Here is an 18,340-nt window from a genome sequence, read left to right as displayed (position 1 = left end):
AAAGAATGACCCCCGTGACTGAACAACCGCAAGCCTCCGGATCCGTGCCCGCGCCGGAGTCCGCGTCCGGCCTCCGGGAAGGACGCACTGCACTTCCCGCCGTCCGGAACGTGCATCCGCCGCAGCTGCCGGGCGCCGCCGCGGCACCCCCGGAGCGGACGCTGATCGACATCCTCGAGGACACGGCCCGGAAGTATCCCGAAGCCTCGGCCCTGGACGACGGCCACCGGCGCCTGAGCTATGCGCAGCTCATGGCGGACGTCCGCGCCACGGCAAGGGAGCTGCATCTGGCTGGCCTTGGCGCCGGGGACAAGATCGGCGTACGCATACCCTCCGGCACCAACCGGCTCTATGTCTCGATCCTGGCCATCCTGCTGATCGGGGCAGCGTACGTTCCGGTCGATGCTGATGACCCCGACGAACGCGCCAAGCTGGTGTTCAGTGAAGCCCGCGTCAGGGCAATCCTCAGAGGTAACGGCGAGATCGTCACGGACAGCAAGCGTCCCCGGCCATTCCCTGACCCGCGGAAGCCGCAGCCCGACGACGACTCCTGGGTCATCTTCACCTCCGGCTCCACGGGCACGCCCAAGGGTGTCGCCGTCCAGCACCGCTCCTCGGCAGCATTCGTTGATGCCGAAGCCCGGCTCTTCCTCCAGGACGAACCCATCGGTCCCCAGGACCGGGTGCTCGCCGGACTCTCGGTGGCCTTCGACGCTTCCTGCGAGGAGATGTGGCTGGCCTGGCGCTACGGGGCCTGCCTCGTTCCGGCCCCGCGGTCGCTGGTCAGGACCGGCATGGACCTGGGCCCGTGGCTAATCAGCCACGGGATAACAGTGGTGTCCACGGTGCCCACCCTCGCGGCACTGTGGCCTGCCGAATCGCTGGAAAATGTCAGGCTGCTGATATTCGGCGGCGAGGCCTGCCCCCCTGAACTCGCGGAGCGCCTCGCCGTCGACGGCCGGGAAGTGTGGAACACCTACGGCCCCACGGAAGCCACCGTGGTGGCCTGCGCGGCGCAGCTCGGCGTGCCCGGGCCCCTTCGGATCGGCCTGCCGCTGGACGGCTGGGACCTCGCCGTGGTCGACGCCAACGGCGTTCCGGTGGAAGAAGGGCAGGTGGGCGAGCTGATCATTGGCGGCGTCGGGCTGGCCCGGTACCTCGACCCCGCCAAGGACGCCGAAAAGTATGCACCCATGCCGTCACTCGGCTGGCCCCGGGCCTACCGTTCCGGAGACCTGGTCCGCTACGAGGCGGCCGGCCTCATCTTCATGGGCCGCGCCGACGAACAGGTGAAGCTCGGTGGCCGGCGGATCGAACTCGGGGAGATCGACGCCGCGCTCCAGGCACTGCCGCATGTCGCCGGAGCGGCGGCCGCGGTCCGCACGACGGCGGCGGGGAACCAGATCCTCGTCGGTTACCTTGCCGCTGCGGGCACCGCGGAACTCGATCTCGTCGCGGCCCGGGAACTCCTGGGAGCCAGCCTCCCTGCGCCGCTCATCCCCCTCCTGACCGTGGTGGAATCATTGCCCACCAAAACCAGCGGAAAAGTGGACCGCCATTCCCTGCCCTGGCCGCTCGCCGGCGCGGGGGCGGAAGATGCGGACAATGCCCCGCTGAACCTGCCGGACGATGCACGCTGGATCGTGGAGCAGTGGGGCAGCGTGCTGGGGACACCGGCATCGAGCCTTGATGCCGACTTCTTTGCCCATGGCGGCGGATCACTGGCAGCCGCGCAGCTCGTGTCCGCGCTGCGTGTCCGCTATCCCACCATCACGGTGGCCGACATCTACGCCACCCCGCGGGTGGGCGCGCTCATCGACGCTGCCCGGCAATCCCTGCCCGAGGGGGAGGCCGGACCGGCGCCGGAGCGTGAAGTCCGTCCCACAGCCCTGAAATCGCAGGTCTTCCAGACGCTGATGGGGGTCCCCCTGCACATCCTGGTGGGGATGCGCTGGCTGACCTATGTGATGGCAGCCAACAACCTGTTGGCCGCCCTTGCCGGCTTCACGGCTGCTCCCGTTGTTTCCTGGTGGTGGGTGGCTGCTTCATGGCTGGTGTTCGTGAGCCCGGCCGGCCGGATGGCCCTCTCTGTCCTGGCCGCCAGGACCCTGCTCCGGCGGGTTGTCCCCGGGACCTACCCGAGGTCCGGAAAGGTGCACCTGCGGCTGTGGCTGGCGGAACAGATCCAGGACTTGTCGGGCGCCATCAGCCTGGCAAGTGCCCCCTGGGTTCCGTACTATGCGAAAGCGCTCGGCGCGAAGATCGGCAACGACGTCCAGCTGCATTCGCTGCCGCCTGTCACCGGAATGCTGTCGCTGGGGCGCGGCTGCAACATCGAACCGGAAGTGGATCTCTCGGGCTGGTGGATCGACGGCGACACCGTCCACATCGGCCGGGTGCACGTTGGTGCCGGCGCCACAGTGGGGGCACGCAGCACGCTCATGCCCGGGACAAGTATCGGAGCCGGCGCCCAGGTGGAACCGGGATCGGCGGTCCTGGGAAAGGTCAAGGCCGGGCAGCTGGTAGCGGGCTCGCCCGCCGAGCGGATCGGCAAGGCCAAACAGGCGTGGCCGGACATGCCGCCGCCGGCGCACCCGCTGATCGGACGGCTCTGGTTCGCGGCATTTGCCGCAGCCTCCGCGGTGCTGGCCACCATCCCCTATCTGTCCGCTGCCGCCGGGGCGCTGGTGGTCTTCCTGTTCATCAGCGGCAGCGAATCACTTTCGGCAGCCCTCCCCCAGGTACTGGCCTCACTGCCCCTCGCGGCGCTGACGTGGTTCATCACCAACCTCCTGCTGATCCTTGCGACCACCCGGCTGCTGGGCGTCGGACTCAAGGAAGGCTACTTCAGGGTGCGGAGCCGGATCGGCTGGCAGGTCTGGGCGACAGAACGGGTGCTGGACCTGGCCCGGGACGTCCTGTTTCCGATCTACGCCAGCCTGTTCACCCCTGTCTGGCTGCGCCTCCTGGGGGCCAAGGTGGGCAAAAACGTGGAGGCCTCCACCGTCCTCCTTCTCCCCAAGATGACAACCGTCGGCGAAGGCGCGTTCCTCGCGGACGACACCATGGTGGCCTCCTATGAACTCGGTGGCGGGTGGATGCGGATTGCCCCCGCAAAAATCGGCAAACGCTCATTCCTGGGCAACTCCGGAATGACGGGGGCCGGGCGGAGCGTGCCCAAGAACTCCCTGGTGGCCGTCCTCTCCGCCACCCCGGCCAAGGCGAAAGCCGGCACGTCCTGGCTAGGCAGCCCGCCGGTCCGGCTGCGGCGTACAGCAATTGCCACGGACAACACCCTGACCTTCCAGCCGCCCCGGCGGCTGAAACTGGCCCGCGCCCTCTGGGAACTCTGCCGGTTCATTCCGGTGGTTCTCACGGTGGGGCTGGCAGCCGGTGTCATGCTAGCTTTCGACCGGCTCGCCTCGCTATGGGGCTACGGTTTCGCGGCCCTCCTCGGAGGCATCGTGGTTTTGGTGGCAGGAGCCGTGGCCGCGGCCAGCGCCGTTGCTGCCAAATGGCTGCTGGTGGGCAAAATCAGGCCGGGCGAACATGCGTTGTGGAGCTCCTTCATCTGGCGGAACGAGGTAGTGGATACCTTCATCGAAATGGTGAGTGCGCCCTGGTTCGCCCGTTCGGCTTCGGGCACTCCGGCGCTTGTGTGGTGGCTGCGCGGGCTGGGTGCGAAAATCGGCCGCGGCACATGGTGCGAAAGCTATTGGCTGCCCGAAGCGGACCTTGTCACGCTGGGCGAGAGCTCAACGGTCAACCGGGGCTGCGTGGTCCAGACCCACCTGTTCCACGACCGGATCATGAGCATCGACACTGTTACCCTCGAAGACGGAGCCACGATGGGACCACACGGTGTCATCCTTCCGCGGGCACGCATCGCGAGGGGCGGTACCGTTGGGCCGGCATCCTTGGTCATGCGCGGGGAGACTGTTCCCGCCGCAACCTACTGGATGGGCAACCCGGTCAGCCCCTGGGCAGGTCCGGCCGTACCGGCTCCGCGGCTTAAGTAGGTACCACACGGTCGGCTCCGACTCCCGCCATCCGCAATTCGAAGGCCAGTTTATGAGTTTTGCAGCACCAGCCAGCCCCGGCGATACGCGCCGGCCGGGCGAACCGTCGGGCTCTCCGGATCCCTACGTCCCCGGGCACGGCACGAACGCCTACCGGGTCACGCGATACGAACTGGACCTGGACTACAAACTGGCCAGCAACAGGCTGAACGGCAGGGCCGTCCTGCACGCCGAGGCGGACCGGCCGGCGTCGGCCGTAGTCCTGGACCTCGCGGGACTGCGCGCGGTCAAAGTTTCCCTGAACGGCCGAAGGCTGCGGAGATTCAGCCAGCGGGCCGAACAGCTGGTGATCGTTCCTGACGCGGCACTGCTGCCGGGAGACCGGTTCACGCTGGACATCAGGTATGAGGGGAATCCTTCCCCCCGCCGGGGCCTCTGGGGCGAGGTGGGCTGGGAGGAACTTACCGACGGCGTTCTGGTGGCGGGCCAGCCCAACGGTGCCGCCTCCTGGTTTCCCTGCAACGACCATCCGCAGCACAAGGCAAGCTACCGTATCGCCGTCACCACCGATGCCAACTACCGGGCGGTCTGCAACGGCCTGCTGATCTCCCGCAAGACCGGCTCCAGCCGTGAAACCTGGACATATGAGCAGGCCGAGCCGATGGCGACGTATCTCGCCACCGTCCAGATCGGCCGGTACGACGTTCTGACCCTTGATACCGCGTCGGTGCCCGGCAGCGTCCCGCAGCACGTCGCAGTGCCTGCCTCCCTGGCCGACGCAGCACGCCGGGGCCTGGCCCGCCAGCCGGAAATGATGCGGACCTTCGTCAACAGCTTCGGCCCCTATCCGTTCCAGGAGTACACCGTGGTGGTGGCAGAGGACGAACTCGAAATTCCGCTCGAGGCCCAGACGCTGTCCATCCTGGGCCCCAACTACCTGGATACGGGATGGGAGTCGCAGCGGCTGATTGCCCACGAACTGTCCCACCAGTGGTTCGGCAATTCCCTGACGGTTGCGGCCTGGAGCGACATCTGGCTCCACGAGGGATTCGCGTGCTACGCGGAGTGGATCTGGTCCGAGGCGGCCGGGGTCATGAGCGTTGCGGACCGCGCTGCGGCCGCCTGGCGGAAGCTCGACGGTGGCCGCCAGGATCTCATGGTCGGTGACCCCGGGCCGGAGCTGATGTTCGACGACCGGGTGTACAAGCGCGGCGCCCTGGCGCTGCACGCGCTCCGGATCCGGTGCGGCGACCTCGCCTTTTTTGCGCTGCTGCACGAGTGGGCGGCCAGCAACCGCCACGGATCAGTGTCCACTGCCGGGTTCATCCAGACAGCGGACCGCGTGGCCGGAATCGATTCCGAAGCTTTGCTCCATCCCTGGCTGTTCGAAGAGGCACTGCCGGCCCTGCCCGTGCGGTAGCGGCCGGGCGTGCGGTAGCGGCTTCCGGTAGCGGCCCGGCACCGGTAGCGGCCGGGCTTCACCCGAGGGCCACGGCGGCCACCAGGTAGTCCGGCAGCCCCGACTCGGCTGACGCCAGGTCACGGATGCCGGCCAGATCAAGCACGTCGAGAGTCTCAGGCGGCCGCCTCAGGCCCTCCCCGGTCATCTTCAGGAAGGCCTCCTTCCGAGCCCACAGCCGGGCACGCTCACGCAGCAGGGCGGTCCCGCGCAACAGGGCCACGGCCTGGCGCTCCGCGGGGGTCAGCGCCACCGCGTCGAAGCCCCCGAACTCTATCCGCTGCGGATCCTCGACGTCGACGCCCAGCCGCTGACCCGGCGCCGGCGACGTCAGGGCGGCCAGCAGGGTCCAGCCGGCAGCCCGGGACAGGCTCAGCAGCAGGGGCACCGGCACTCCGTCCAGGGTGTAGCCGGGCCTTCCGTGGGAAACGTCCGGTCCGGTGCCGCATTGCGGACAGCTGTACCTGGCGGCAAGATCCCGGGCGCGCACGCCGAGCAGCTCCGCGGCCAACATCCGCTGGGCCAGGCGGCCGGCCAGGAAGTCATCGCGAGCCCGGGGGACCATGGCGCGGGCCCGGTCCAGTTCAGTCCGTTCCAGGAGTTCTCCGGCCCTGCGTTCCAGTCCGGCAACCGTCTCGGCGGGCTCCTGCCCGGGTACGCGGAAGGGCGGGCAGGCTCGCACAACAAGTTGTGATGCCATGGCCCGCCCTTCCGCGTGCTTAGCGCCGTTGGAACTAGCGCTGAACGGCTCCGAACCGTTCGGCAGCCACCGCCACGGCGCTTTCGCGGGCAGCAGAGGCCTCATCGGCCGTGAGCGTCCGGTCAGCAGCACGGAAGCGCAGGCCGAAGGCCAGCGACTTCTTGCCGTCCTCAATGCCCTTTCCTGCGTACACGTCGAACAGCGCCACGTCTTCCAGCAGCTCGCCGGCTCCTTCGCGGAGGGCGGCCAGGACGTCGTCGGCAGGAATATCCCGGGGAACTACCAGCGCCACATCCTGGGTGGCCACGGGGAAGCCGGAAATGTGCTTGGCCACGATGACATCCGCGGCGGCTTCGAAGAGGGCATCGGCGTTGAGCTCAAGCGCCACCGAGCGTGCCGGCATGTCGTGCGCGGCCAGCAGTTTGGGGTGCAGTTCACCGGCATAGCCGATGACTTCGCCCGAGCGCAGCGACAGTTGGGCGGTCCGTCCCGGGTGGTAGGCCTGGTGGTGGCCCTGGCTGACGACAATTTCGACACCCAGGACGTCGCCGGCGAGGCGGGCGATGTCCAAAGCGTCGGCCCAGTCCCAGGCACGCGGTGTGTGCGACGCCGCGGCGGGCGAGTCGTGGCCCGTCAGGACCGCCGCGATGTGCAGCGGCTGGTCGGGAACGCCGTCGTACAGGGCATCCAGTACCTCATCGGAGGGCTTGACGCCAAGCGGCGGGATCGAAGGAGTACCCACGGTGTCCCCCGGCAGGAAGACAAGTCCTGCTTCGAAGACCGCCAGGTCGCGGAAGCCGCGCGAGTGGTTGCGCTTGGCCACCTCGATCAGTCCGGGCAGGATGGACGTCCGCAGGTAGCCCTGTTCTTCGCTGATCGGGTTGGCCAGTTTGACGGCCTTGCGGCCGGCGCCCTGCTCAGCCACTCCGAAGGTGTCATTGGCGGCTTTGGACACGAATGGGTAGGCCAGGACCTCGGTGAGCCCGGCATCGGCGAGTGCCTGGACCAGGCGGCGGCGCTGCTGCTGGACGCGGGTCAGGCCGCGTCCCGGTGGCGCCACGGGAAGCGTCGCGGGAATCTGGTCGTAACCGACCAGCCGCGCGATTTCCTCGGAGAGGTCTTCCTTGGTTTCGAGGTCGTTGCGCCAGCTCGGGGCAGTGACCGTCCAGCCGGCGTCGTTCCTGACCACGGCAGCGCCGAGGTCCTCAAGGGAGGTGACGATCTGTTCGTCGGTGAAGTCGATGCCGATGCGGGCCGCGGCGAATGCCGCCGGCAACTCGATGGTCACGGCGTCAGGGGCCGTGCCGACGTCGGTGCCCGTTTCGTCTGCGGTGCCGCCGGCCAGCTCCACCAGAAGGTCAACCACCCGCTGCGCGGCGATGCCGGCAACCTGCCAGTCCACGCCGCGTTCGAAACGCTTGGACGCTTCGGAGGGCAGCTTGTGCCGGCGGCGTGACCGTGCGATCGATACTTCGTCGAAGTGCGCCGCTTCCACCAGGACGTTCGACGTCGAATCGCTCACCTCGGTGGCTGCGCCGCCCATGACCCCGGCGATGCCGATCGCGCCGGAGCCGTCGGTGATCAGGAGGTCCTCGACGTCGAGCTTCCGCTCCTTGTCGTCGAGGGTGGTGATCTTCTCCCCCGCCACGGCGCGCCGCACCACAATGTCGCCGGACAGCTTGTCCAGGTCGTAGCAGTGCGTGGGCTGGCCGAGTTCCAGCATGACGTAGTTCGAGATGTCCACCGGGAGGGAGATGGAGCGGATCCCCGCAAGACGCAGGCGCGAGACCATCCACGGCGGCGTCGGCCTGGTGGCGTCGACGCCGCGGACGGTGCGGGCCACGAAACGGTCGCAGCCAGGCTTGCCGTAGATGGGAGCGTCGTCGTTGAGCTTGACTCCGTAGCCGCCGGCCAGTTCAGCCGGTACCTGCACCTGTGAAGCGGGGTCCGTGAAGGTGGTCCCGGTGGCGTGGGCATATTCGCGGGCGACGCCACGGATGGAGAACGCGTAGCCGCGGTCAGGCGTGACGTTGATTTCGGCGGCCTGGTCGTAGAGGCCGAGCAGTTCCATGGCGTCGGTTCCGATTTCGGGGTCCAGCCCGATCCGGGAGAGCACCAGGATGCCGTCGTGGTCCTCGCCGATGCCCAGTTCACGGACGGAGGCGATCATGCCGGCGGACAGGTGGCCGTACGTCTTGCGGGCGGAAATGTGGAAGTCTCCGGGCAGTACGGCACCGGGAAGGGTGACCACTACCTTGTCACCTTCCACGAAGTTGTGGGCTCCGCAGATGATGCCCTGGACACCCGACGGGTCAATACCGTCGCCGGTGAGGGTCTGCTCCCGGCCCTCGGGGACCACGCGGACCTGGCACCAGTTGATGGTCTTGCCGTTTGTCTGCGGCTCCTTGACCAGGCTCAGTACCTGGCCCACCACCACGGGGCCGCGGAGCGTGTCCGTGGGACGGTGGACTGCTTCTTCTTCAAAACCGACCTTGACCAGTTCTGCCATGACGTCTTCGGCCGTTGCTTCGGCCGGTACCTGCGCGAACTCACGCAGCCAGGAAAGTGGGATACGCACTGTTAGATCTCCATCCCGAAGTGCTCGCTGAAACGTACGTCGCCTTCGATCATGTCGCGCATGTCGCCCACCTCGTTGCGGAACATAAGGGTGCGCTCGATGCCCATGCCGAAGGCAAAGCCTGAATAGATGTCCGGATCGATGCCGGCGGCGCGGAGGACGTTGGGGTTGACCATGCCGCAGCCGCCCCACTCGATCCAGCGCGGACCGCCCTTGGCGCCCGGGTGCCAGATGTCCAGCTCCGCGGACGGCTCGGTGAACGGGAAGTAGTTGGGGCGAAGGCGGATCTGGGCTTCGTCGCCGAACATTTGCCGGGCGAAGTGCTCCAGCGTGCCGCGGAGGTCCGCCATGCTGAGCTTCTTGTCGATGGCCAGGCCTTCGAACTGGTGGAACACCGGGGTGTGCGTGGCGTCGAGTTCGTCGGTACGGAACACCTTGCCCGGGCAGAGCACGTAGATGGGCACTTCGCGTTCGAGCATGGAGCGGACCTGTACCGGCGAGGTGTGGGTGCGCATCAGCAGGTGGGCTTCCGGGGGCTCCACGAAGAAGGTGTCCTGCATTTCGCGGGCCGGGTGGTCCGGTTTGAAGTTCAGTGCGTCGAAGTTGAACCACTCGGATTCCACCTCGGGGCCTTCGGCAATTTCCCAGCCCATTCCGACGAAGATGTCCGCCACCCGGTCCTGCAGGGTGGATAGCGGGTGGCGCGCACCGGCACGACGGCGGCGCGGAGCTGCCGTGACATCGACGGTCTCCTCAACGAGGATGCGTGCGTCGTTCTCAGCTTCGAGCTCGGCGGCACGGTCCGCGAGCGCCTTGTTGACGCGTCCGCGGGAAGCACCCATGAGCTTTCCGGCGGCGGCCTTCTGATCCTTCGCCAGGCCGCCGATTTCGCGGTTGGCAAGGCTCAGCGGCGACTTCTCACCCGTATGTGCCAACCTCACGGCCTTGAGTTCGTCAAGGGTGGCGGCAGCGGCAATGGCGGCAACGGCGTGGTCTACAGCGGCAGTAATGGCGGCTTCATCCAGAGGATTCGGGATGGCAGCGCCCGGCAAAGTTTCAGTCATCTACTGTTCTTAGCTACGAGTCGGGTATCGCCAGCGAGCTGTCCGGCTGCATTCGGGTCCACCGGCAGCGTGTCCGTCACTGGCTTGTCTTTCCGCGCGGCCGGGTTCAGGGACCGCGTGAAGCGACAAAGGGCAGGGCTCGCCGGAATTCGTCCGGCGGGCACTCTCCCCCAGTCTAGTTGAACGCGCCCGGCGGAACGCGCCACAGTCCCCAACGTGACAGCCCGCGGGCCGGAATGGCGGGGAGGAGCGGTAAGTACCGGCCCCCGCTACCATGGCCTCATGACCGGCCCCATAACCCCCGGACAGCGGCTGCGGCAGATCGCCAATGCGCTGAACGCAACGACGCTCCTGGGCCTGGTGCTGGCAAGGTGCGCAGGCGCGGCCGTCCATGCCGGACCGCGCGGCCTGCTGGTCGCCACGGGCTACCGGTGGCGGCTCCCCTTCGCCCGGGCGTTCACGGTGGGGAACGTGGTGCTGTTCCGGGACCACGCGCCGGAGGCTCTGTCCAACCCGGTGCTGCTGGGGCACGAGGAACGGCACAGCAGCCAGTATGCGTGGTGCTTGGGCTTGCCCTTCCTGCCGCTGTACTTCATCGCAGCCGGCTGGTCTCTGCTGCGGACGGGAAACCCGGGTTCCGCGAACGTCTTTGAACGTCTTGCCGGGTTGGAGGCCGGTGGCTACGTGGAGGGGCACCGCCGTGGAACGAATAAACCCCGTAAGGGCAACGCTGCCCGCAATGGAATTGAGGGATGACATGACCGAGAATGCCAGGACTGTCGCAGTGACCGGCTCGGGCACCGCCGAAGCAGTGCCCGACCTGCTGACTGTTTCCATCGGAGTGGAGTGCCGCCGGGAGGACGTTGGTGGCGCGTACGCGGCTGCCGGGAGGGCCGCGGCCGGGATATCGGCGGTACTCCGCGAGCACGGTGTACCCGATCCGGACATCAGCACCTCCGGCTTGAACGTCCGTGCGGACGTGGTGTGGAAAGAGGGCCAGGGCCAGACCGTTGCTGGCTACATTGCCTCAAGCATCCTGGGCGTCCGGCTGCGGGACGTTGCCGGCTCCTCGGAAGTCATCGCGGGTGCGGTGGCCGCCGGCGGCAACGACGTCAGGCTGAACGGGCTGGAGCTCGGCTTCGCGGATCCTGCCGCCGTGACGGCGCAGGCACGGGAGGCCGCCTGGCAGGATGCCCTGGCCACTGCCGGGCAGTTCGCCTCGCTGGCGGGCACCGAACTCGGCCCGGTAGTGTCCGTCACTCAGCGGCCCGGACCGTCAGGACCGATCCCGGTGGCCAAAATGCAGCGGGCCATGGCCACGGACTCCGTAGGGATCGAAGCGGGGCAGTCCAGCGTCTCCGCCACGGTGGACGTCGTCTGGGAGCTCCGCTGACAGGCTAGTGAACGCTTCCGGCCGGCAGCTTGATGTCCGCGGTGGTCGCCAGTGTGGTCCGGACGACGACGGCGAGCGCCTCCGCCATCACGGCGGCGGGCAGCGACGGCGTACCGCTGCCGCGGGGCACCTGCTGCGTCTCGTACGGGACATGGATGAAGCCCCCGCGGGTTGGAGGAGAACCGTTGCCGGGGGACCTGCCCCCTGCCGGGCTGCTATTAAGCGCGTGCATGAGTGCGTAGAAAACATGGTTGCAGACGTAGGTGCCGGCGCTTTGCGAGACTTCGGCCGGTATCCCCGCAGCACGCAGGGCCTCAAGCCCAGCTTTCACCGGCAGTGAGCTGAAGTAGGCTGCCGGGCCGCCGCGGACCACTTCCTCGTCCACGGGACGGTTTCCCGCGTTGTCCGGGATGCGGGCGTCGTCGCAGTTGATGGCGACCCGTTCCAGCGAAATCCGCGGCCGGCCGCCGGCCTGGCCGACGCACACCACCAGCTCCGGGCGGTAACGCTGCAGTGCATCCTCCAGAACAGCAATGGAGTGCCCGAACACGCACGGCAGTTCCACAGCAGCGACGGCGTGGCCCTCCGCCTGCAGGATTTTGGAGGCTGCTTCCGCCGCGCTCCAGGACGGGTTGACGGCTTCGCCGCCAAAGGGTTCGAACCCGGTGAGGAGGATCATTGGCCCAGCGTAGCAATCAGCCCTATCGCGTCGTCTCTTTCGAGGATCTTGACTTTGATTCGAACATACCTTCGAATAGTAACCATGAGATGGGACGCACAAGCACTCCGCCCGGCGTTGGCGGACACCACCGCCGGCAACGTACCAGCATCCGGCCCGGCCGCTGAACCATTGCTGCCGCTGGCAGGGCTCGTGCGTTCCGTTTCCACCCCCGAATTTGCCGGGGTCACTTTCCATGAGGTCACGGCCAAATCAGTGCTCAACAAAGTGGCGGCCGGTTCGCGCATGCCGTTCGAATGGACCGTCAATCCCTACCGTGGCTGCAGCCACGCCTGCGTTTACTGTTTCGCCCGTAAAAGCCATACGTACCTGGATTTTGATGCCGGCCTGGACTTTGACAGCCAGGTGGTGGTGAAGATCAACGCCGCCGAGGTCCTTCGGAAGGAACTGGCCAAACCTTCGTGGGGCCACCATCATGTGGCCCTGGGGACCAACACGGATCCGTACCAGCGGGCCGAGGGCCGGTATCAGCTGATGCCCGGGATCATCCGCGCGCTTGCCGATTCAGGGACTCCCCTGTCCATCCTCACCAAGGGGACACTGCTGGCCCGGGATATCCCGCTGCTCAAGCACGCCGCCGCCCAGGTGCCCGTGGGGATCGGAATTTCCCTGGCCATGACCGACGAACAGTTGTCGGAGGCGGTCGAGCCCGGCACTCCGGGACCCAGGGCACGGCTCAAACTCGTCTCAAGGCTTCGCGATGCCGGACTTCCGTGCGGCGTGATGGCCATGCCCATCCTGCCGTGGCTTTCCGACAGCGATGAAGCCTTGGACTCGCTGTTTGGTGCGCTGGCTGCGGCGGGCGCCACCGGCGTCACCGCCGGGGCCCTGTACCTCAAACCGGGTACGCGAGAGTGGTTTATGCAATGGATCGCTGCCAGGCACCCCGAACTGGCGGGCCGCTACCGCCGGCTGTACGGAACCGGCTCCTACGCGTCCAAGGAGTATCGCGAGTGGCTCGCGGGACGGATCCGTTTCTTCAAGTCCCGTCACGGCTTTTACGGCTCACACGGGTTCAGCCACCGCGACCTCGCCGGGGACCCGAGGGAAGAGGAAGCGCAGTACCCCGCTGGCAGTATCCCCGCAGCAAGAACAGGCGCGGGAACCGGCCAGAGCGCGGAGTCCGCTCAGCCCACGCTCTTCTGACTGTCCGTTAAAATTCCGGCGAAAGCCGTTCCGAACCGGCAACCGCCGCCAGCAGGGCCCGGACAATCGGGACATCTGCCGGTATCCACGGCAGGGTGAGAGCTTCGTCGTTTCCTGCCAAGGCAATCCAGCGCAGCTCGTCGTGGTCTTCCAGGGGGCGGGGTTCCCCGTCGGCGATCTCGGCAAACCACACGCGCATCGAGGCCCTGGCATTGAGTGGCCAGCCGGCGGCGGTTTCCGCCGGCAGTTCAGCGCCGAGCCTGACCCCGATTCCCAATTCCTCGCGGAGTTCCCGGTGCAGGGCGTCTTCCGCCGACTCACGGGGCTCCACCTTCCCGCCCGGGAATTCCCACATGCCGGCAAACTGCGGTGGAGCTGTCCTCCGGGCGACAAGAAGCCGGGCAGGGGAACTCAAGGAATCCACAACGGCTCCGCCAACAACATTGATCATTCCAGTCACCGCACCAGTCTATGGGGGACAATAGTGGTTGGCTGGTTCCGCCGGCGCGCCGGAACAGCACTCACCGGCAAAGCGTTCACTCCGGAATACGGCCCCCTCCCCCTACGTTGAAGTAATCAGATTTTTTGCTGCGTACTGACTGAACCTTTGATGAACCAGAACTTTCGAGAAGCAGGCCAATGACCTCCACGCCCACCCTCAGCCCTGCCAAGCCCAGGGGCGGAACCAACCACCTCGCCTTAGCCATCGTGTCGCTCGCGATGGGCGGGTTCGGTATCGGCGTCACAGAATTCACCATGATGGGACTGCTCAAGGAGGTGGAACAAGGCCTGAACATCGGCACTCCGGAAGCCGGCCACCTCATCTCTGCCTACGCGCTCGGCGTCGTGATCGGCGCACCGCTCCTGGCGGCGGTCGGCGCCAAACTCCCCCGCAAGCACCTTGCCCTGGGCCTCATGCTGTTTTTCAGCCTGGCCAACCTCACGTCGTTCATCGCTCCGGATTACGGCACCATGCTGGTGTCCCGGTTCGCGGCCGGCCTGCCTCACGGAGCTTTCTTCGGCGTTGCCGCGGTGATTGCAGCTTCGCTGGTCGCTCCGACCAAGCGGGGCTGGGCGATTTCCATGGTGATGGCCGGGCTGACCGTCTCGAACGTCATCGGGGTCCCCTTCGCCACCTGGCTGGGCCAGGCATTCGGCTGGCGCCTGCTCTTCGTGCTCGTCGGCGTGATCGGGCTGGCGACGCTCGCAATGCTCTGGAAGTTCGTCCCGTTCCAGGAGGCGCACCCGGACGCGAGCATCCGCCGCGAACTTGGCGCCTTGAAACGGCTGCAGGTGTGGCTCGCCATCCTGATTGGCATCGTTGGCTTCGGAGGGTTCTTTGCCACCTACACGTACATTGCACACACCATGACCTCGGTGGCGGGAATCCCGCCCGCGTTTCTACCCCTGGTGGTGGCTCTCTACGGCCTCGGCATGGTGGCGGGAAACATCGTGGGCGGGCGCATTGCCGACAAATCCGTCATGGGCACCATCTACTGGGTCCTGCCCGGTATCGCCATCGCCCTGGTTGTGTACGCGGTGGCCGTCCACTGGCCGTGGTCCGCCTTCGTCATGGTGTTCGTGGTGGGCGGTGCCGGCTCGTTGCTGGTGCCCGCACTGCAGACGCGGCTGCTGGATGCCTCACCCGATGCCCCGTCCCTGGCGTCCTCGCTCAACCATGCGGCCCTGAACGTAGCGAACGCGCTCGGCGCCTTCCTCGGCGGCCTGGTGATCGCATGGGGCTGGGGTTATGTTGCGCCCGCACTTGTGGGCGCGGTCCTGGCAATCCTGGGCCTCGGTGTCGCGGTAGTCAGCGGCCTGCTGGAACGTAAAAGGCCGCTGGTTTCCTAGCCTGCACCGGCACGCAAAGGAACCCAGCGGCCTTCCGGGGAACACCCAGCCCCGCGCCCGGGTCAGACGTGTGCGCGCTCCAGGTCCGGTTCAAGGTAGATGACCCGCGCAATGGGCACTGCGTCACGGATGCGGCTTTCGGCGTCGTCGATTGCCTCGGCGATCTCCGCCCCGGAGGCGGCTGCGCCGACGCTGATCTTGGCAGCCACCAGCAGTTCCTCCGGGCCGAGGTGCAGGGTCTTCAGGTGGATGATTCTGGTGCCGTTGGCCTCGAGCGCACTGCTGATCCTCAGGACATCCGCCTTGGTGGCGGATTCACCGAGCAGCAGTGATTTGGTCTCCATGGCAAGGACGATGGCAATAGCCACCAGCAGGATGCCGATCATCGCCGTTCCGAGGGCGTCCCAGATGCCGTTGCCGGTGACCAGCGTCAGGCCCACGCCGAACAGCGCGAACACCAGGCCCAGCAGGGCGCCCAGGTCCTCCAGCAGGATGACGGGGAGCTCGGGCTGCTTGGCATTGCGGACGAAGTGCACCCAGCCCTGCTTGCCCCTGATGTGGTTTGACTCGATGATGGCCGTCCGAAACGAGAAGGATTCCGCGATGATTGCACCGATCAGCACTGCCAGCGGAACCCACCAGAAGTCGCCTTCGATGGCATGGGGATGTTGAATTTTCCCCCACGCCTCATACAGTGCAAACAGGCCGCCCACGCTGAACAGCACAATCGAGACAATGAACGCGTAGATGTAGCGCTCACGTCCGTAGCCAAAGGGGTGTTCGGGGCTCGCGGCACGCTTGGCACGCTTACCGCCGATCAGCAGGAGGAGCTGGTTGCCGGAGTCGGCAACGGAGTGGATGGCCTCGGCCAGCATGGATGACGACAGCGTCAGGATGAAAGCGACGAACTTCAGTGCAGCGATGGTCAGGTTTGCAGCCAGAGCCGCGACGATCGCCTTGGTGCCGCCATTTGCAGCCAAGTGAGCTTCACCTCTTCAGGGATTGCCGGAAAATTTGCAGGTACGATCACCGCGCAATGCTGATGCCCGCAAGGAATACCGTACCCGCCTGCCGCTGCAGGCCGCACCACAGGCCACTGCGGATGACACCAAAAACATTGAAACTAAGCCTGCTGACAAGCAAACACACCCTGTGTTAGCTTGAATCCATAATCGGGACCCGTAGAGAGTTCCGACGAATATGTAGGAGGAGAAATGGGCTTTATTGGCTGGATCATTCTCGGACTCATTGTAGGAGCTATCGTCAAGGCGATCATGCCTGGCAAGGTCGGCGGCGGCTGGGTCACCAGCCTCGTTCTTGGTGTTGTCGGCGCCATCGTCGGCGGCTGGATCGGCGACCTGTTGTTTGGCGGCGGCAAAATGGAATTCTGGAACCTCGGTTCCTGGCTTCTTGCCATCGTCGGCGGCCTGGTTGTCGCCGGAATCTACGGCTTCATCACCGGCAGGAGCAAGACCACATAACGACACTCACCACCGCATAAGGCACCAAGGTGCCGAATGGTGCAATTTACGACGGCGGGGGCCCACCGGAAGGTGGGCCCCCGCCTTTGCGTTCAGGCCCGCTTCTGGGAACGCGCACTTGCGTAGAGGCACACTGTTGCGGCAGTGCCCACGTTCAGGCTTTCCGCGGCGCCGTAGACAGGAACGGCCACACGGTGGTCGGCCAGTGCGAGTTCGGCGTCGGACAAACCTTGGGCTTCATTGCCGAACAACCACGCCGTGGGCCGGCCAAGGTCGTATGCGGACTCGGTCCCCGGGTTGCCCAGCCTCCGGGCGGCATTTTCGTCCTGGAGCTGGTCCAGGTCCAGCTGGCCGTATCCGTCCGCGGCCAGGACGCCGATTCCGCGTTCGCGGCAGGCAGTGGCGAACCCGGCCAGGTCCGCGCCGAGGACTACGGGGAGGTGAAACAGAGAACCTGCGGTGGAACGGACAGCCTTGGGATTGTAGATATCCACGCTCGAGGCCGTCAGGACGACCGCGTCGGCCCCGGCAGCGTCGGCTGCCCGCAGGACGGTTCCCGCGTTGCCGGGGTCCCGTACCTGGCACAGCACAGCAATCAGGCGGGGCCCCGCGTCGAGCACGGCGTCAAGGGCCACATCCACAAACGCGCAGACGGCGATGATGCCCTGGGGATTGACAGTGTCCGCCATGGCGGCGAGCACCTCGTCCGTGGCGAGCCTGGCGTCAACGCCGTCAGCCAGCTCTTCAAACTCGGGGTAGCGGTCCAGGCAGGCCTCGCTCGCGAATACCTCGTGGACCACGCCGGGCTCCCCCGCCGCCATCCTTTTCTGGTGGAGCACCAAGGCTTCGCGGACGGCCTGCGGCCCCTCAGCCAGGAACTGCCCGCGCTTTAAACGGGCCGGGCGCCCGGCAAGCTTTGCCACATCCCTCACCCGATCAGCTCGGGGGTTGGAGAGTGGAAAATCTTGCGGGCGCCCGGTTTCGTTCATATAAGAACTTTAGTGGCTGTTGCCACCGGTTCTTGAACTACCCAGAACAGGTACTACTTGGCAGCCTCTTCAGCAACAGGCTTCTTCGCTGCGGCCTTCTTGGCGGCGGGCTTCTTGGCAGCCTTTGCCTTCGGGGCGGCTTCGGCCGAGACGGCCGGCGCGGAGGTGTCGGCAGGCAGCGAGTCCTTGGCAACCTGCACCAGGGCAGCAAAAGCGTTGGCGTCAGAAACAGCCAGCTCGGCCAGCATACGGCGGTCAACCTCGACCTCAGCGGCCTTCAGGCCCTGGATCAGACGGTTGTAGGTCAGGCCGTTGGCGCGGGATGCAGCGTTGATGCGCTGGATCCACAGGCGGCGGAAGTCGCCCTTCTTCTTCTTGCGGTCACCGTAGCTGTACACAAACGAGTGCAGCAGCTGCTCTTTGGCCTTGCGGTACAGGCGTGAACGCTGTCCACGGTAGCCCTTAGCGCGTTCAAGGATAACCCGGCGCTTCTTGTGGGCGTTGACCGCCCTCTTCACACGTGCCACGTGCGTACTCCTTCAGAATTCTGATCCCAAGCGACTACTGCCGGAACAACCGGCTGGCCTGAGAAGCCTTTTTGGTAGTTGACCGCTGCCAGGTGGCGAGCAGTCAGAGAACTTGGAACTTAGATGCCGAGCATCTTCCGGATGACCTTGGCATCGCCCTTGAAGACGATCTTGTCGCCGGCAAGGCGACGGGTCAGCCTGGATGACTTGTGCTCGAGGTAGTGGCGGCGGTTGGCCTGCTGGCGGCGCAGCTTGCCGCTGCCGGTCAGCTTGAAGCGCTTCTTAGCACCACTGTGGGTCTTCATCTTCGGCATGGGGACCGATCTCCTTACGTATCCGCAGACAAGTCTGCAGTCTTTCGTGCAGCCACCCCTGCGGGCGGCGTGCTGGTTGC

At 66.4% G+C, this 18,340-nt stretch carries 16 protein-coding genes; 7 read left to right on the top strand and 9 right to left on the bottom strand.

All coding sequences use genetic code 11. The features are described from left to right. The first annotated feature begins 5 nt into the window (after window positions 1–5). Together ACSQ12_RS07650 and ACSQ12_RS07645 are read left to right on the top strand one after the other, a co-directional pair. A complete protein-coding gene (locus tag ACSQ12_RS07650; protein ID WP_436064936.1) occupies window positions 6–4,019 on the top strand; it encodes a Pls/PosA family non-ribosomal peptide synthetase in 4,014 nt (1,337 codons plus the stop codon). A 52-nt stretch (window positions 4,020–4,071) separates the two neighbouring features. Beyond that, the gene (locus tag ACSQ12_RS07645) at window positions 4,072–5,439 is read left to right on the top strand and encodes a M1 family metallopeptidase (protein ID WP_436064935.1); all 1,368 of its coding nucleotides are present in this window, start codon (window positions 4,072–4,074) and stop codon (window positions 5,437–5,439) included. 58 nt (window positions 5,440–5,497) lie between these two features. Here the strand turns inward: ACSQ12_RS07645 and ACSQ12_RS07640 are convergent, their stop codons facing one another. The 3 genes from ACSQ12_RS07640 to pheS are packed head-to-tail and all read right to left on the bottom strand — an operon-like array spanning window position 5,498 to window position 9,820. Further along, on the bottom strand, window positions 5,498–6,178 hold the full coding sequence (locus tag ACSQ12_RS07640; RefSeq protein ID WP_436064934.1) for a 4'-phosphopantetheinyl transferase family protein: 681 nt from the start codon (window positions 6,176–6,178) through the stop codon (window positions 5,498–5,500). Window positions 6,179–6,212: 34 nt separating this feature from the next. Beyond that, entirely contained in the window at window positions 6,213–8,756 is a 2,544-nt protein-coding gene (gene pheT, locus ACSQ12_RS07635) for a phenylalanine--tRNA ligase subunit beta (protein WP_436064933.1), read from the bottom strand. Window positions 8,757–8,758: 2 nt separating this feature from the next. Beyond that, window positions 8,759–9,820 (bottom strand): phenylalanine--tRNA ligase subunit alpha, encoded by a 1,062-nt coding sequence (pheS, locus tag ACSQ12_RS07630; RefSeq protein WP_436064932.1) that lies wholly within the window; start codon window positions 9,818–9,820, stop codon window positions 8,759–8,761. A 282-nt stretch (window positions 9,821–10,102) separates the two neighbouring features. Between pheS and ACSQ12_RS07625 the strand changes: the two genes are divergently transcribed. Together ACSQ12_RS07625 and ACSQ12_RS07620 are read left to right on the top strand one after the other, a co-directional pair. Continuing rightward, window positions 10,103–10,576, top strand: a complete 474-nt coding sequence (locus ACSQ12_RS07625) for a hypothetical protein (protein ID WP_436064931.1) — start codon at window positions 10,103–10,105, stop codon at window positions 10,574–10,576. A 1-nt stretch (window position 10,577) separates the two neighbouring features. Beyond that, a complete protein-coding gene (locus tag ACSQ12_RS07620; protein ID WP_436064930.1) occupies window positions 10,578–11,213 on the top strand; it encodes an SIMPL domain-containing protein in 636 nt (211 codons plus the stop codon). A 4-nt stretch (window positions 11,214–11,217) separates the two neighbouring features. Here the strand turns inward: ACSQ12_RS07620 and pcp are convergent, their stop codons facing one another. Then, complete coding sequence (pcp, locus tag ACSQ12_RS07615; RefSeq protein WP_436064929.1) at window positions 11,218–11,892, bottom strand: pyroglutamyl-peptidase I; 675 nt, start codon at window positions 11,890–11,892, stop codon at window positions 11,218–11,220. A gap of 84 nt (window positions 11,893–11,976) precedes the next feature. Between pcp and ACSQ12_RS07610 the strand changes: the two genes are divergently transcribed. Continuing rightward, window positions 11,977–13,098 carry an Rv2578c family radical SAM protein gene (locus ACSQ12_RS07610; protein WP_209746114.1) on the top strand — a complete coding sequence of 374 codons (1,122 nt, stop codon included), beginning with the start codon at window positions 11,977–11,979 and terminating at the stop codon, window positions 13,096–13,098. A gap of 7 nt (window positions 13,099–13,105) precedes the next feature. On the opposite strand, the gene ACSQ12_RS07605 is transcribed toward ACSQ12_RS07610, so the two are convergent. After that, the gene (locus tag ACSQ12_RS07605; protein ID WP_436064928.1) at window positions 13,106–13,558 is read right to left on the bottom strand and encodes a (deoxy)nucleoside triphosphate pyrophosphohydrolase; all 453 of its coding nucleotides are present in this window, start codon (window positions 13,556–13,558) and stop codon (window positions 13,106–13,108) included. Between the two features lie 179 nt (window positions 13,559–13,737). Between ACSQ12_RS07605 and ACSQ12_RS07600 the strand changes: the two genes are divergently transcribed. Beyond that, window positions 13,738–14,949: an MFS transporter gene (locus tag ACSQ12_RS07600; protein WP_436064927.1), complete on the top strand. Its 1,212-nt coding sequence runs from the start codon at window positions 13,738–13,740 to the stop codon at window positions 14,947–14,949. Between the two features lie 62 nt (window positions 14,950–15,011). Here ACSQ12_RS07600 and ACSQ12_RS07595 read toward each other — a convergent pair whose 3' ends face one another. Next, window positions 15,012–15,929, bottom strand: coding sequence for a cation diffusion facilitator family transporter (locus ACSQ12_RS07595; RefSeq protein ID WP_436064926.1), 918 nt, complete (start codon window positions 15,927–15,929; stop codon window positions 15,012–15,014). 234 nt (window positions 15,930–16,163) lie between these two features. Here ACSQ12_RS07595 and ACSQ12_RS07590 point away from each other — a divergent pair, with 234 nt between their 5' ends. After that, complete coding sequence (locus tag ACSQ12_RS07590; protein ID WP_011691341.1) at window positions 16,164–16,430, top strand: GlsB/YeaQ/YmgE family stress response membrane protein; 267 nt, start codon at window positions 16,164–16,166, stop codon at window positions 16,428–16,430. A gap of 92 nt (window positions 16,431–16,522) precedes the next feature. On the opposite strand, the gene ACSQ12_RS07585 is transcribed toward ACSQ12_RS07590, so the two are convergent. From ACSQ12_RS07585 to rpmI, 3 genes are all read right to left on the bottom strand, one after another. Then, window positions 16,523–17,419 carry a TrmH family RNA methyltransferase gene (locus tag ACSQ12_RS07585; RefSeq protein WP_436064925.1) on the bottom strand — a complete coding sequence of 299 codons (897 nt, stop codon included), beginning with the start codon at window positions 17,417–17,419 and terminating at the stop codon, window positions 16,523–16,525. A gap of 53 nt (window positions 17,420–17,472) precedes the next feature. After that, window positions 17,473–17,946 carry a 50S ribosomal protein L20 gene (rplT, locus tag ACSQ12_RS07580; RefSeq protein ID WP_011691339.1) on the bottom strand — a complete coding sequence of 158 codons (474 nt, stop codon included), beginning with the start codon at window positions 17,944–17,946 and terminating at the stop codon, window positions 17,473–17,475. Between the two features lie 119 nt (window positions 17,947–18,065). After that, a complete protein-coding gene (gene rpmI, locus ACSQ12_RS07575) occupies window positions 18,066–18,260 on the bottom strand; it encodes a 50S ribosomal protein L35 (RefSeq protein ID WP_009358635.1) in 195 nt (64 codons plus the stop codon). Between the last annotated feature and the right edge of the window lie 80 nt (window positions 18,261–18,340).

Origin of the sequence: Arthrobacter sp. LjRoot14 (genome assembly GCF_964253905.1) — a bacterium.
Lineage (GTDB): Bacteria > Actinomycetota > Actinomycetes > Actinomycetales > Micrococcaceae > Arthrobacter.
Note: the sequence above shows the minus strand (reverse complement) of the source record. Positions and strands in the feature narration are given on the sequence as shown.

Excerpts from the sequence above, each read along its gene's own strand:
- ACSQ12_RS07650 (WP_436064936.1), top strand. The coding sequence starts at position 6 with ATGACCCCCGTGACTGAACAACCGCAAGCCTCCGGATCCGTGCCCGCG.
- ACSQ12_RS07645 (WP_436064935.1), top strand. The coding sequence starts at position 4,072 with ATGAGTTTTGCAGCACCAGCCAGCCCCGGCGATACGCGCCGGCCGGGC.
- ACSQ12_RS07640 (WP_436064934.1), bottom strand. The coding sequence starts at position 6,178 with ATGGCATCACAACTTGTTGTGCGAGCCTGCCCGCCCTTCCGCGTACCC.
- pheS (WP_436064932.1), bottom strand. The coding sequence starts at position 9,820 with ATGACTGAAACTTTGCCGGGCGCTGCCATCCCGAATCCTCTGGATGAA.
- ACSQ12_RS07625 (WP_436064931.1), top strand. The coding sequence starts at position 10,103 with ATGACCGGCCCCATAACCCCCGGACAGCGGCTGCGGCAGATCGCCAAT.
- ACSQ12_RS07620 (WP_436064930.1), top strand. The coding sequence starts at position 10,578 with ATGACCGAGAATGCCAGGACTGTCGCAGTGACCGGCTCGGGCACCGCC.
- pcp (WP_436064929.1), bottom strand. The coding sequence starts at position 11,892 with ATGATCCTCCTCACCGGGTTCGAACCCTTTGGCGGCGAAGCCGTCAAC.
- ACSQ12_RS07610 (WP_209746114.1), top strand. The coding sequence starts at position 11,977 with ATGAGATGGGACGCACAAGCACTCCGCCCGGCGTTGGCGGACACCACC.
- ACSQ12_RS07600 (WP_436064927.1), top strand. The coding sequence starts at position 13,738 with ATGACCTCCACGCCCACCCTCAGCCCTGCCAAGCCCAGGGGCGGAACC.
- ACSQ12_RS07590 (WP_011691341.1), top strand. The coding sequence starts at position 16,164 with ATGGGCTTTATTGGCTGGATCATTCTCGGACTCATTGTAGGAGCTATC.
- ACSQ12_RS07585 (WP_436064925.1), bottom strand. The coding sequence starts at position 17,419 with ATGAACGAAACCGGGCGCCCGCAAGATTTTCCACTCTCCAACCCCCGA.
- rpmI (WP_009358635.1), bottom strand. The coding sequence starts at position 18,260 with ATGCCGAAGATGAAGACCCACAGTGGTGCTAAGAAGCGCTTCAAGCTG.